Source organism: Bradyrhizobium sp. CCGE-LA001 (genome assembly GCF_000296215.2).
In the GTDB taxonomy this organism is placed as follows: Bacteria; Pseudomonadota; Alphaproteobacteria; order Rhizobiales; family Xanthobacteraceae; genus Bradyrhizobium.
The window spans coordinates 5,357,211-5,370,403 of sequence record NZ_CP013949.1 but is presented as its reverse complement, the minus strand read 5'-3'; the positions used below and the strand labels follow the sequence as shown (position 1 = coordinate 5,370,403).

The window sequence follows — 13,193 nt, the reverse complement described above, 5'->3', positions numbered from 1 at the left end:
TAACGATCACCACGATATCGACCGAATCGCAATTGGTTTGATGGCAGGCGAATCACAAATCCCCATTGCAGCGGCGCAGAAGCGGCGATTCGCCGTGAGTCTAGCGCTGTTCTATTCGGCCGTCTTCGCGGTCTCGGGCACGCATCTGCCGTTCTTCCCGCTCTGGCTGAAGGGGATCGGCATCGACGCAGCCTGGATCGGGATCATCAACGCGCTGCCGGCGATGACGCGTTTCACCACGCTGCCGCAAGTGACCGCCTTCGCCGAGAAGCGTCAGGCCATTCGCGGTGCCATGATGGTCTCGGTGCTGGCGACCGCGATCGGCTTCACCGCCGTCGGCCTGCAGCAGCAGCCGCTGGCGCTGTTCCTGATCTATGCGCTGACCTGCATGATCTGGACGCCGACGATGCCGCTGACCGATGCCTATGCGCTGCGCGGCGTCGCGCGCTACGGGCTCGACTATGGACCCCTGCGGCTATGGGGCTCGGCTGCGTTCGCCGCGGGCTCGCTCGCCTGCGGCTACCTCGTGGACGTCATCGCAGCGCGCGATCTGATCTGGATCATCGTCGCATGGGCGGTCGTCGCGGTCGCAGCCAGCCTGCTGCTTCAGCCGCTCGACGAGATTAGGCGCAAGAGCGCCGAGGCGCGTGCCGACACGGCGCTGCTGCGCGATGCCGGCTTCTGGGCCATCATCGCCTCGGCAGCGCTGATCCAGGGCAGCCACGTCGCCTATTACACGTTCTCCGCCATCAACTGGCAGCTCCACGGGATCAGCGGGCTGACGATCGCGGGCCTGTGGACGCTCGGTGTGATCGCCGAGATCGTCGTGTTCGCGCTGTCGCCGCGCTTCTCGCTGCATCCGTCCACGATGATCGCGATCGGCGGCGTGAGCGCCGTGGTGCGCTGGATCGTCACGGCGAATGAGCCGCCGCTGCTGTTGCTCGCGATCGTGCAGCTCGGCCACGGCTTCAGCTTCGGCATGACCATTCTCGGCACCATGAATCTCCTGGTGCAGCGCGTGCCCTCACATCAGATCGCGCGGGGCCAGGGCTATTACGCCGCGTGCAACGGGCTCCTGGGCGCTGCGACCTCGATCGCGTCGGGCGCGATCTATGCCCGCATCGGCGATAGCCTCTATTACGTCATGGCGGCGATGGCCGCGGCCGGCGCGCTCGTGATCTGGTCGGCGCGGCACCGGCTGATGGCTCATCCCCAGAGCGAGGCGTCCGGCGGATAGACCAGGCTGCCGTCATAGCGCAGGCCGTGGTCGCGATCGCGCGCGAGCAGCAGGGGACCGTCGAGATCGACGAAGCGTGCCTGCGGTGCCACCAGCATCGCCGGCGCCATCGACAGCGATGTCGCGACCATGCAGCCGATCATGATCTCGAAGCCAAGCGCCTGCGCAGCATCGGCCATCGCCAGCGCCTCGGTGAGGCCGCCGGACTTGTCGAGCTTGATGTTCACGGCATCGTAGCGGTCGCGCAGCGGCGCGAGCGAGGCGCGGTCGTGCACGCTCTCATCGGCGCAGACGGCGAGCGGCCGCTTGATCCGCGCCAGCGCCTCGCCCTTCCCAGCCGGCAGTGGCTGCTCCACCAGGGTGACGCCGGCCGCGGCGCAGGCGGCGAGGTTGTGCTCCAGATTGGCCTCGGTCCAGGCTTCGTTGGCATCGACGATCAGCTCGGCTGCGGGGGCGGCCTTGCGCACCGCCGCGATTCGCTCCGGATCGCCGTCGCCGCCGAGCTTGATCTTGAGCAATGGCCGGTGCGCCGCCTTGGCGGTCGCCACGGCCATGGCCTCCGGCGCTCCTAACGAAATCGTGTAGGCCGTGGTGCGCTCGGTCGGGGGCGGACGGTCCAGCAGGTTCCAGGCGCGCAGGCCCGCCGCCTTGGCCTCGAGGTCAATCAGGGCGCAATCCAGCGCGTTACGGGCCGCACCTGACGGCATGGCGGTCTGGAGGGCCGTTCGTGTCAGCCCGCCCGCCACAGCCTCCTGCATGGCCTTTACCGCAGCCAGCGTTGCCTCGGGCGTCTCGCCATAGCGCGGATAGGGCACGCATTCGCCGCGGCCGGTCAGGCCGTCCCGGCTGACCTCCGCCACGACGGTCACGGCCTCGGTCTTGGCCCCCCGGCTGATGGTAAAGCTGCCGGCGATCGGGAAGCGCTCGATTCGCGCCGCCAGGGCGAGAAGTTTCGTGGAAGTCATTTTGAACTCTGGCGAAATCTGAACCTGCTAGTTACCTCTAGCAACTAACAATGGCCAGTTGGGGATACCTTCTCTAGGTAAGGGCGCGTGCGCAACCATCCGATTCCATCCGTTTCCTGCGCTTCGGCACGGGAGCGGACATCTTGAACGGCGATCCGAAGCTGGAGCGGATTGCCAAGGGCAACGCGCTGGCACTGTGCGCCACCGGCACCTGGACCGCGAGCTTTGCGCCGGTCCTGGAGCGGATGGTGGCCGATGCCGAGAAACTCGCCGGCAGTCCCCAAAGCATCTTCATCGACGTCTCCGAGGTCGCCAAGCTCGACACGTTCGGCGCCTGGCTGATCGAGCGGCTGCGCCGCAGCCTGACGAGCGGCGCGGTCGAGCCGCAGATCGCGGGGCTCTCCGCCAATTATTCCAGCCTGGTCGACGAGGTGCGGCGGGTACGGGCAACCCCGGTGATCGACAGCAGCCCGATCACCATCACCGGCATGCTGGAACAGATCGGCCGGACCGTCACCGGAATTGCCGGCACCGTTGCCGGCCTCGTCGACATGCTCGGCGCGGTGCTCGCGGCGGGCTTTCGCATCCTGATCCATCCGCGCTCGTTCCGCCTGACCTCGACCGTGCACCACATGGAGCAGGTGTGCTGGCGCGCGGTCCCGATCATCGTGCTGATCACCTTCCTGATCGGCTGCATCATCGCCCAGCAGGGCATCTTCCATTTCCGCAGGTTCGGCGCAGACATCTTCGTCGTCGACATGCTCGGCGTTCTGGTGCTGCGCGAGATCGGCGTGCTCCTGGTCGCCATCATGGTCGCGGGCCGATCGGGCAGTGCCTACACCGCCGAGCTCGGCTCGATGAAGATGCGCGAGGAGATCGACGCGCTGCGCACCATGGGCTTCGACCCGATCGAGGTGCTGGTGCTGCCGCGCATGATGGCGCTGGTGCTGGCGCTGCCGATCCTCGCCTTCCTCGGTGCGATGGCCGCGCTCTATGGCGGCGGTCTGGTGGCCTGGCTCTATGGCGGCGTCCAGCCCGAGGCGTTCCTGCTGCGGCTGCGCGACGCCATCTCGATCGATCATTTCATCGTCGGCATCGTCAAGGCGCCGGTGATGGCCGCCGTGATCGGCATCGTCGCCTGCGTCGAAGGGCTCGCCGTGCAGGGCAGCGCGGAGTCGCTGGGACAGCACACCACGGCGTCGGTGGTGAAGGGCATCTTCTTCGTCATCGTGATGGACGGCGTCTTCGCCATCTTCTTCGCCGCGATCGGGATGTGACGATGGCGGGCGAGATTCAAGACCCCATCATCCGCGTCCGCGGTATCACCGTGCAGTTCGGCGCAACACGCGTGCTCGACGGCCTCAACCTCGACGTCAAGCGCGGCGAGATCCTCGGCTTCGTCGGTCCCTCCGGCGCGGGCAAGTCGGTGCTGACCCGCACCATCATCGGCCTCGTGCCGAAGGTCGCCGGCTCCATCGAGGTGTTCGGCGTGGATCTCGATTCCTCCAGCACGTCGGAGCGCCGCAACGTCGAGCGGCGCTGGGGCGTATTGTTTCAGCAGGGCGCGCTGTTCTCCTCGCTCACGGTGCGGCAGAACATCCAGTTTCCGATGCGCGAATATCTGCGCGTCTCGCAGCGGCTGATGGACGAGATCACCATGGCCAAGCTGACCATGGTCGGCCTCAAGCCCGAGGTCGCCGACCGCTTTCCCTCCGAGCTCTCGGGCGGCATGATCAAGCGCGTGGCGCTGGCGCGCGCGCTGTCGCTCGATCCGGATCTGGTGTTCCTGGACGAGCCGACCTCGGGTCTCGACCCGATCGGCGCCGGCGATTTCGACGAGCTGGTCCGGACGCTCCAGCGCACTTTGGGGCTGACCGTTTTCATGGTAACCCACGATCTTGACAGCCTGTACACCGCATGTGACCGCATCGCCGTTTTAGGGAACGGTAAGATCATTGCGGCAGGGTCGATCGCCGACATGCAGGCCTCGCAGCATCCCTGGCTGAGGCAGTATTTCCATGGCAAGCGCGCCCGCGCGGTCATGAGTTGAGTAGCCGGAGCACCTGATGGAAACGCGGGCGAATTACGTCTTGATCGGCTCGTTCACGCTGGCGGTGATCGCCGCCGCGATCGGCTTCGTGCTGTGGTTTCAGTCGCTGCACACCACCAAGCAGCGCAGCCCCTTGCGCGTCGTGTTCGAGGGTCCGGCGGCGGGCCTGCGCAACGGCGGCAGCGTCAACTTCAATGGTATCCGGGTGGGCGAGGTGGTCTCGGTGAAGCTGGACAACCCGCGGCGGGTTGTCGCACTCGCCATGATCGAGAACAACGCCCCGATCCGCAAGGACACGTTGGTCGGCCTCGAATTCCAGGGCCTCACCGGCGTTGCCGCCATCTCGCTCAAGGGCGGCGACGAGGCCGCTCCGGCACCGCCGCTCGACCAGGACGGCATCCCGACGCTGACGGCGGACCCCAACAAGCTCCAGGACGTCACCGAGGCGATCCGCGCCACGCTGCAGAACGTCAACAAGATCGTCGCCGACAATCAGGAATCGGTGAAGAACTCGCTGAAGAACCTCGAGACCTTCACCAATTCGCTCGCGCGCAATTCCGAGAAGATCGACGGCGTGATGGCCAAGGTCGACGGCGTCATGCTCAAGGCCGATAGCCTCATGCTCGGCCTCAACACGCTCGCGGGCGGCAAGGATGGCGGCGAGCTGTTCCAGGCGGTGAAGTCGATCCGCGAGCTCGCCGAGGATTTCGACAAGCGCTCCGGTGCGCTGATGGCCGACGGCCGTCGCACCCTCGGCGACATCAGCCGCGCCGTGAACAATTTCGACCGCAATCCCACCCGCGTGCTGTTCGGCGCCAGCAATTCATCGCAGCCGGCGCCTGCGCCCGAGCCGCCGAGGCCGGCGGCAGCGCCGAGGCGGTAGGCCAATCGGCGCCTTTCACTATCGTCATTGTAGCCAGGTTTCGTGTCCCGGACGCGTGCAGCGTGTAACGCTGCTGCGCAGAGCCGGGGTCCAGATGGCAATCGCCGTCCGCGACATGGGCCCCGGCTCTGCAGCGCACCGCCGAAGGGGCGCTGCGCTGCGTCCGGGGCACGAGAGGAGAGAGGCGAAACTGTTTCCCTGTCATTGCGAGCGTAGCGAAGCAATCCAGGCTGTCTCTGCGGAGGTAGTCTGGATTGCTTCGTCGCAAGGGCTCCTCGCAATGACGAGGTTGCAGGAGCAGCGCGATATTCCAATGCGCAGTGCCGCTTCTCTTACGGCATCCAAAACAAAAACGGAGGCCGTGAGGCCTCCGTTTTCATTCGCTGTTCTTTGCTGTCCGTCGCTTACCCCAACCGTCCCGCCGCGTGCGCGAGCAGCGTGTAGACCAGCCCGGTCTCCGAGGTCAGGTGGCTGCGCAGCTCCTGCGGGCCGCGGCCGTCGCGGGCGACTTCGTCGAGCAGGCGCTCGAACTCGGCGACATAGCGGTCGACCGTGCCCTTGAAGTTGCGGTCGGCGCGGTACTTGCGGGCGACCTCGTCGAAGGCCTTCTGGCCGGCGGGCGTGTACAGGCGCTTGGTGAAAGCCTTGTTCTCGCCGCGCTGATAGCGGTCCCACATCTCGGCGGCCAGGTTGCGGTCCATCAGCCGGCCGATGTCGAGCGACAGCGATTCCAGCGGATTGCTGCTGGCCTGCGGCTGCGGAGCGGGGGCCGGGCGGCCACGGGGAGCCTCACGGCCGGTCGGCGCGCCCTGGTTGGCGTCGGTGCGGTTGAGCAGGTCCGACAGCCAGCCGTCGCGACCCTGGTCGTTGCCGGCAGGAGCGACCGGCGGCGCTTCGGTGCGGCGCGCGGCCGGCATGCCGAGGTCCGGCGGCGGCAGCGTCGAGGCACTGCCGGTGTCGCGCGTCCGGGTTTCGGTGGTGCGGCCGCTTGCAATCGCCATCACCGGCTCTTCCTGGCGCTGCACGCTGGCGCGGCCCGCCGTGGTGACGTCGAGGCCGCGGCCGTGCTGGGCCACGATGCGGTTGAGCTCGGCGAGCGCCTCGATCTGGTCGACGATCACCTTGCGCATCTGCGCGGTGCTCTCGGCGGCCTCCTGCGGCATCTCGAGCACGCCGCGGCGCAGCTCGTTGCGGGTAGCCTCGAGCTCGTTGTGCATCTCGAGCGCCATCTGCTTCATGCTGGAGACGAGATTGGTGAAGCGCTCGGTCGACTGCTTGAACATCGCATCCGCTTCGTCCGTGGTCTGGCGGTAGATGTCGTGCATTGCCTCGATGGTCTGCCGGTGCTCCTCCTCGGAGGCTGCGCGCACCGCCTCGAACTGGCGGGTGATGGCGGCCGAGCCGGCGCCGGCGGTCTCGGCGACGACGCGGGCGATGTCGCGGGCCCGCTCTTCGGCGGCGGCCAGCGATTCATCGAGCAGGCCGGTGAAGCGCGACAGGCGCTGGTCGAGATCGGCCGTGCGCAGGTCGATGGTGGTGACGAGCGATTCCAGCGCCTGCTTGCGCTCGGCGAGCGAGGCGGTGGTGTTCTTGTTGCTCTGCTCGACCACCTGTGCGGCATCGACGAGCGCCTTGCCGTGCTTGTCGAACTGGGTCGACAGCTCGCCGAGGTCTTGCAGCGCCTTCGTGGTCTTGCTGTTGAAGACGTTGAGCTGGTCTTCCAGGCCCTGCGTCGCAGCGCCGTTGCGCGAGGTGACGTCGTTCATCGCCGAGACGAAATCGGCAACGCGCGTCACCAGCGCCCGCTCCAGCGAGTTGAGGTTGTCGTGCGCACCGGTCAGCACCTCCTGCAGCAGGATGTTGCCTTCACGCAGGCGCTCGAACAGGGCGACCGTGTCGGTGCGCAGGATCTTGCTGGTCTCCTGCATCTCGGTGACGGCAGCGATCGAGACCTGGCGCGACTGGTCGATCGCCGAGCGCGAGGCATGCTCGAGGTCTTTGAGCGACTTGCCGACCGCGCCGGTGGCGATCTCGCTCGCCGTGTTGATGGCGCGGGCGACTTCCGAGCCGTTGCCCATCATGGTCTGCGAGAAGGCCTGGCCGCGCGTCTCGATCGACTTCAGCGCGTCGGAGGTGACGCGGTCGATGTCGAGCGTGAGTTGGCTGGTCTTGGACCCGATCGCGTCGATCAGGGCGCCGCGCTTGGCGTCGATCATGTTCGACAGACGGTCGGCCTGCTGCTGCACATAGGTGACGATCTCGTCGGTCTTGCCGGTCATGGCCTGGCCGAAGCTGCTGCTTGCGGCGAGCACCGAGCGCTCGACATCGGCAGAGCTCGTCTTGACCCGCGAGCTCGCCTCGTTGGAGGCGGAGATCAGCGCGTTCTGGGCGTTGAGCGCGCTGGTCTGGATGTCGTTGGTCGCATTCGCGGTGGCCGCGCTCAGCGTGCGCTCGATCTCGGTCGAGATCGCGCGGATCTGGCTCGCGGCATCCGCCGAGGTCGAGGTCAGCGAGGTCTGCGCCTCGCGTGCGCTGTTGAGGATGGTCGAGGCGGTGTCGGCGCCGACTGCGGTCAGCGTGCGCTCGATGTCGGTGGTGAGCGACTTGATCTGGCTCGCCGCGTCGGTCGAGGCGGAGATCAGCGATCCCTGCGCCTCGCGCACGCCGCTGGTGAGCGCCTCGATGGTGGCGCCGCCGGCGGTCGCCAGCGCGCGCTGCATCTCGGCCGCAAGCGAACGGACCTGACTGGTCTGCTCGGCCGAGACCGTGAGCAGGGTGGTCTGGGCGTCGCGGGCGCTGGTGGTGATCGTCTCGGCGGTCGTCTGGCCGACCTGCGAGAGTGAACGATGCACTTCGGCCGCGAGCGACTTGACCTGGTTGGCCGCCTCGGAGGAGGCCGTCACCAGCATGTTCTGCGCCTCGCGGGCGCCGGAAGTGATGGTCTCGGCGGTCGAGGTGCCGGCCATCGAGAGCGAACGCTGCACGTCGGCTGCGAGCGACTTGACCTGCGCCGCCGCATCCGTGGATCCGGTGACGAGCGTGTTCTGGGCCTCGCGAGCGCCGCTGGTGAGGATCTCGGCGGTCGAGGTGCCGGCCATCGTGAGCGAGCGCTGCACGTCCGACGACAGCGCCTTGATCTGGTTGGCGGTCTCAGTCGAGGCCGCAATCAGGGCGCTCTGTGCATCGCGGGCGCCGGCAACGATCGACTCCGCCGTGGTCGTGCCGGCCAGCGTCAGCGAGCGCTGCAGGTCGGTGGAGAGCGTCTTGACCTGGTTGGCTGCATCCGAGGACGCCGTGACGAGCGTGGTCTGCACCTCGCGGGCGCCGGACAGGATCGAGGCGGCGGTCGCCGAGCCCGCCGCGGTCAGCGTGCGTTCGACGTCGGCCGCGAGCCCCTTGAGCTGGCTGGACGCATCGCCCGATGCGGCGACCAGGGACGACTGCGCCTCGCGGGCGCTGGTCAGGATCGAGTTCGCCGCGCCGGTGCCGACCGCGGTCAGCGCCTGCTCGACCTCGGCGGAGGTCATCTTCAGCTGGGCATTGACGTCGGAGGAGACCGTCAGCAGCGACTGCTGGGCGGTGCGTGCGCCGGTCTGGATGGTCTCGCTGGTGTTGACGACGAGGTTGGTGAGCGAGCGCTCGGCGTCCTCGACATGCGAGCGGATCGCGGTCGAGATCATCTCAGCGCGGGACATCATGTCCTCGCTGGCCTGGCGTCCGCTGCTCTCGATGCGGCCGGCGACGGCTTCGACGCGCGAGCCGAGCAGGTCCTCGAACTGCGCCACGCGCACGTCGATGTCGCTCGCGACCGAGCCGACTTTGGTCTCGATGGTGTGATGGATCTCCTGGAAGCGCGCCGTGACCGTGTCGGTGAGATGCGTGCTGCGGCTGTCGATGACCTCGGTGACACCTGTGATGCGGCGGTCGACCGCCTCGATCGCCTGCGCGGTGCCGTCCGTGAGGGTCGAGGTCAGCAGCGTCAGGCGGGTGTCGATGGACTGCACGGCCTGGGAGGCGCCGTTGGTCACGGCGGTGGTCAAATAGGTGAGGCGGCTGTCGATGGACTCCAGCGCCTGCGTCGCGCCGCCGGTGAGCGTCGTCGTGAGGTGCGTCAGTCTCGTATCGACCGACTGGATGGTCTGGGACGCGCCGTCGGTCAGCGAACTCGTCAGATGATTGAGGCGCGCATCGATCGTCTCGATGGCCTGCGAGGCGCCGTGGGTGAGCGACGTCGTCAGGTGGGTGAGGCGGTTGTCGATCGACTGGATCGCCTGCGCGGCGCCGTCGGTCAGAGACGTCGCCAGCGTGTTGATGCGTCCGTCGATGGTCTCGGTCATCGACCTGGCGCGGGTATCGAACGATAGTTCGAGCGAGGCGACGCGGCCGACGAGCTGCTCGTCGAACGTCTTGATATGGCCCTCGATCGTGCCGTCCAGGCTGGCGATCTTGTCGTTCAGCGAGGCGTCGAGGCTGCTGACGCGTTCGCCGATGGTGGTCTCGAAATGCACCAGGCGCTGATCGAGCACGCCGGTGATGGCGCCGCCGTTCGCGGTGAAGCGGCTGTCAAAATTGTCGACATAGGTCTTCAGCGACTCGTGGATATCTTGCGTACGCTGGCCCATGCGCTCGACGATCTCGCCGCCGAAGGTCTTCACGGTGCGATCGAACTCGGAGATGTGGCGCGTGATCAGCGCGCCCAGCGTGCCGGAATCGCGGGCGAACTTCTCGACCAGCTCGGTGCCCTGGTTGCGCACGAGCTCGTCGAAGGCGCTCATCTGGAGCGACAGCGAGTCGTGCGCGGTCTCGGTCTGGGTGACGACCTTGGCGACGAGCGCATTGACGGTGGCGTCGAGCGCCTCGCTCGCCTTGTCGCCGCTCGTCATGATCTGTCCGGCGAGCCGGTTGCCGGCGTCGTCGATCTTGGCGGAGATGTCGTTGGAACGCAGCTCGAGCTCCAGCAGCAGCGAGTCCGACGAATTCTTGAGGGAATCGTGCACCAGCTCGGTGCGCTCGGAGATGCCGTCGACGATCGCGGCGGAGCGCTGCTCGAACTCGCCCGTGATGCGGTCGATGCGCTCGTTCAGCATCTCGTGGACGCGGTCGGCGAGGTCGACGAACTCGTCGTGGACGTGGCCGGTCTTGAAGTTGAGGCTGGTGGTCAGCCGCTCGCTGGCGTCGAGCACGGCGCGCGTGGTCTCGTTGCTGGCCTCCTCGAGGCGGTCGAGCAGGTCGCCGCCGCGCTCGCCGAGCGCCAGGATCATGTTGTCGCCGGCATTGCTCAATGCACTGGTGATGTGGGCGCCGCGCTCTTCCAGCGCGCCAGTGATGGACTTGGCGACCTCGTCGACGCGCGAGGCGATCGCGTCCGAGATCAGCGCGATGTCGTGGCGCAGGTCGATCTGCACGCCGGAGATGGCGCTGCGGACCTGCTCGGCCTGGCCGACCAAGTTGTCGCGCTGATGCGCGATGTCCTGAAGCAGGGCGCGGATGCGCACCTCGTTGTCGGAATAGGCGCGCTCCAGCGCGGCAACCTCGTTGGCGACGAGCGTCTCCAGCTCGCCGGCGCGCGCGATGGCGCGCTCGATGCCGTCACCCATCGCCGCGACCTCGCGGCGGATGGCCTGGCCGACGGTGACCATGGAATCCGAAGCCGAGCCTTCCGGCTCGGAGAAGCGGATCGCGACCTGCGCCATCGCCTGCGCGATCATGCGCATTTCCTGACCGCGCCAGACGAGGCTCGCCAGGAAGTAGAACAGCATGACCGGCGCGAAGAACATCGCGACCAGGCCGGCAATGACGAGCACGCCGCCGCTCTGGCCCATGGCCGCCTGGATCGAGGCCAGGAAACCGAACGTCAGCGCGGCGCAGGCGGCGAGCCAGACGCCGGCGAAGATGGTGGCGAAGGTGTAGACGTTGCGGGCAGGGCGGCCCTTCTGGAGCGCCTGGAGCAATTGACCGATAGTCTCGCGGTCGTCATTGGCGGGACGGCGCGAGGTGCGTGGCTCCTCGATCGGATCGAACACGGTCGACCGTTCGTTGGCGGCCGGCCGCGGCTCGAAGCTCGGATCGTCAAAGGTCGGGGGCGCAGGTGGCGCCACCGGAGGCGGCGTTTCGTTGCGCATCGTCGCGTTGCGGCTGGTGTCCGCCGCGGTGTCACTGATGTTGAGGGCTTCCTGGATTGCAGAAAGCGCAACTTCTGTGGGGTCTTTGACCTTTTTCGGAGTGTTCGCCATGTTCAGTCCGAGCCCTCGTTACTTGTACGCGTCCCCCCGCGAGCTCTGCGCGCGCTACGCAAGCCCACAGACCGGATCATGCCGCTTGCGCGGATCTCCGAGCCGTCCCCACCCGGACGGCTTGTCCGCCAATTTCTGCAACATCCTATTGGCAGAGCGTCGCGAATGAAATGCCCGCGATTAAGACATTCTTAATCATCGTTAACAGGATCGCGGCGTAACGCCTTAGCAATAAATGCAATTCTCCACTGAACTCGGCCAATTGCGGCAACTTTTCGTCAAGAAGCCGGCGGAATTGCGTACATCAGGCTAAACATTTCGTTAACCAATTTCATGCTTGGGTGGGCGGAACTGACCGCCGGACGGCGGGACCATCGCGCGACGCCGGGGCCTTAGGTCATGACGCCTGAACTGCAACGGATGGACTGGATGCCCTCGCCCCCGCTTGCACCCATCGACAGCCCTCTCGACCTAGATCATCTCTCCCGGATGACGCTTGGTGATGCCGAGCTGGAGCAGGAAGTGCTGGCCATGTTCGCCGAGCAGGCGGTCCGCCTGATCGCGGCCATGACGGCGCTGCCGGCCGAGGCCGGCGCGCTCGCCCATAAGCTCAAGGGGTCGGCGCGCGGGATCGGCGCCTTTGCGGTCGCAGATGCCGCCGCTCACCTGGAGACCGCGATCCGGACCGGCCAGGACCGGCCCCGCGCCTTCGCCGCGCTGAAGGAGGCGGTGACCGAAGCCCGCGCCGCCATCGAGACCATCCTCAAGCCCTGAGGCCGAAGGGGTCGGAAGTGGCCTTTACTCTTTTGTTTTGACGTATTTTCTTCCCGCAAAGGGGAATTTTGATCGCCTCAAAACGCTATGGCGCCGGGCTGACCGACCCGTTATAGGACAGCCCGGACCCTCCTTCATTCCCAGCATCGCGGCAGCACGAGCACACATGGCCAAAATTCACTTTGTCGACCACAAGGGCGAAACCCGCACGGTGGAAATCGAGAACGGCGCAACCGTGATGGAAGCGGCCATCCGCAACAGCATTCCCGGCATCGAGGCCGAATGCGGCGGCGCCTGTGCGTGCGCGACCTGCCATGTCTATGTCGACGAAGCCTGGCGCGAGAAGGTCGGCAGCCCGACGCCGATGGAAGAGGACATGCTCGACTTCGGCTTCGACGTGCGTCCGAACTCGCGCCTGTCCTGCCAGATCAAGATCTCCGACGAGCTCGACGGGCTCGTCGTCGCAACGCCCGAACGCCAAGCCTGATTTTATCGGCCTGATCCTACAAGCCTGATCGTAAAAGCCTGGTCCTTCTCGATCAAACTATGGACCGGGCGGCGCGACCTCGATGCCGCGCTTGTGCCAGGGTCTCAGCTTGGCGATCACCTCCGCGGTGAGCGGCGTCGGCCGGCGCGACGCTTCGTCAATCATCACGCCGACGGACGTCGCCGAGGCGATGCACTTTCCTTGCGAAAACACGACCTGCTCGAAGGTCACTGACGTTCGCCCGAGCTTCACCACGCCGAGGCCGAGCTCGATCGTGTTCGGCCAGTGCAGCTCGGCGCGGAAATGGACGTCGAGCCGCACCATGATCCAGGCAAGGCCCGGCGGCGTCAGGCCGTATTCCGGAAGCTTCATCAGCGTGACACGGCCGGTCTCGAAATAGGTGGCGTAGACCGCGTTGTTGACGTGGTGGTTGGGATCGAGATCGCCGAAGCGGACGTTGTCGCCGAGGCGGTAGGGGTAGTCCTCCAGGCGCGGCGTCGTATCGAGGCGGCTTGGTGCGTTCACCGATTGATCTCCGTCATATCCGTCCTCGTTACAGCCCAG

9 protein-coding genes are annotated in these 13,193 nt (G+C 66.7%); 6 read left to right on the top strand and 3 right to left on the bottom strand.

Going from position 1 to position 13,193, the window contains the following annotated elements:
- Positions 1-40 precede the first annotated feature (40 nt).
- Positions 41-1,237, top strand: a complete 1,197-nt coding sequence (locus BCCGELA001_RS25155) for an MFS transporter (RefSeq protein ID WP_008554953.1) — start codon at positions 41-43, stop codon at positions 1,235-1,237.
- Here BCCGELA001_RS25155 and dgcA read toward each other — a convergent pair.
- Positions 1,207-2,202: an N-acetyl-D-Glu racemase DgcA gene (dgcA, locus tag BCCGELA001_RS25150; protein ID WP_060736577.1), complete on the bottom strand. Its 996-nt coding sequence runs from the start codon at positions 2,200-2,202 to the stop codon at positions 1,207-1,209. The genes BCCGELA001_RS25155 and dgcA overlap by 31 nt on opposite strands.
- A 143-nt stretch (positions 2,203-2,345) precedes the next feature.
- Here dgcA and BCCGELA001_RS25145 point away from each other — a divergent pair, with 143 nt between their 5' ends.
- The 3 genes from BCCGELA001_RS25145 to BCCGELA001_RS25135 are packed head-to-tail and all read left to right on the top strand — an operon-like array spanning position 2,346 to position 5,135.
- Complete coding sequence (locus BCCGELA001_RS25145; RefSeq protein ID WP_060736576.1) at positions 2,346-3,479, top strand: MlaE family ABC transporter permease; 1,134 nt, start codon at positions 2,346-2,348, stop codon at positions 3,477-3,479.
- 2 nt (positions 3,480-3,481) lie between these two features.
- Complete coding sequence (locus BCCGELA001_RS25140; protein WP_060736575.1) at positions 3,482-4,252, top strand: ABC transporter ATP-binding protein; 771 nt, start codon at positions 3,482-3,484, stop codon at positions 4,250-4,252.
- 16 nt (positions 4,253-4,268) lie between these two features.
- Positions 4,269-5,135: an MlaD family protein gene (locus tag BCCGELA001_RS25135; protein WP_060736574.1), complete on the top strand. Its 867-nt coding sequence runs from the start codon at positions 4,269-4,271 to the stop codon at positions 5,133-5,135.
- 404 nt (positions 5,136-5,539) lie between these two features.
- Here BCCGELA001_RS25135 and BCCGELA001_RS25130 read toward each other — a convergent pair whose 3' ends face one another.
- Positions 5,540-11,368 carry a negative regulator of septation ring formation gene (locus BCCGELA001_RS25130; protein ID WP_060736573.1) on the bottom strand — a complete coding sequence of 1,943 codons (5,829 nt, stop codon included), beginning with the start codon at positions 11,366-11,368 and terminating at the stop codon, positions 5,540-5,542.
- A 399-nt stretch (positions 11,369-11,767) separates the two neighbouring features.
- On the opposite strand from BCCGELA001_RS25130, the gene BCCGELA001_RS25125 reads away from it, so the two are divergent.
- Both BCCGELA001_RS25125 and BCCGELA001_RS25120 read left to right on the top strand, forming a co-directional pair.
- Entirely contained in the window at positions 11,768-12,142 is a 375-nt protein-coding gene (locus BCCGELA001_RS25125) for an Hpt domain-containing protein (protein WP_144441463.1), read from the top strand.
- 166 nt (positions 12,143-12,308) lie between these two features.
- Positions 12,309-12,629: a 2Fe-2S iron-sulfur cluster-binding protein gene (locus tag BCCGELA001_RS25120; RefSeq protein ID WP_060736572.1), complete on the top strand. Its 321-nt coding sequence runs from the start codon at positions 12,309-12,311 to the stop codon at positions 12,627-12,629.
- A gap of 57 nt (positions 12,630-12,686) precedes the next feature.
- Here the strand turns inward: BCCGELA001_RS25120 and BCCGELA001_RS25115 are convergent, their stop codons facing one another.
- Positions 12,687-13,154 carry an acyl-CoA thioesterase gene (locus BCCGELA001_RS25115; protein ID WP_060736571.1) on the bottom strand — a complete coding sequence of 156 codons (468 nt, stop codon included), beginning with the start codon at positions 13,152-13,154 and terminating at the stop codon, positions 12,687-12,689.
- Positions 13,155-13,193 lie beyond the last annotated feature (39 nt).

What these genes read in the sequence shown, in the direction of transcription:
- BCCGELA001_RS25155 (WP_008554953.1), top strand. Translation starts at nt 41, where the DNA reads ATGGCAGGCGAATCACAAATCCCCATTGCAGCGGCGCAGAAGCGGCGA.
- BCCGELA001_RS25125 (WP_144441463.1), top strand. Translation starts at nt 11,768, where the DNA reads ATGACGCCTGAACTGCAACGGATGGACTGGATGCCCTCGCCCCCGCTT.
- BCCGELA001_RS25130 (WP_060736573.1), bottom strand. Translation starts at nt 11,368, where the DNA reads ATGGCGAACACTCCGAAAAAGGTCAAAGACCCCACAGAAGTTGCGCTT.
- BCCGELA001_RS25120 (WP_060736572.1), top strand. Translation starts at nt 12,309, where the DNA reads ATGGCCAAAATTCACTTTGTCGACCACAAGGGCGAAACCCGCACGGTG.
- BCCGELA001_RS25135 (WP_060736574.1), top strand. Translation starts at nt 4,269, where the DNA reads ATGGAAACGCGGGCGAATTACGTCTTGATCGGCTCGTTCACGCTGGCG.
- dgcA (WP_060736577.1), bottom strand. Translation starts at nt 2,202, where the DNA reads ATGACTTCCACGAAACTTCTCGCCCTGGCGGCGCGAATCGAGCGCTTC.
- BCCGELA001_RS25140 (WP_060736575.1), top strand. Translation starts at nt 3,482, where the DNA reads ATGGCGGGCGAGATTCAAGACCCCATCATCCGCGTCCGCGGTATCACC.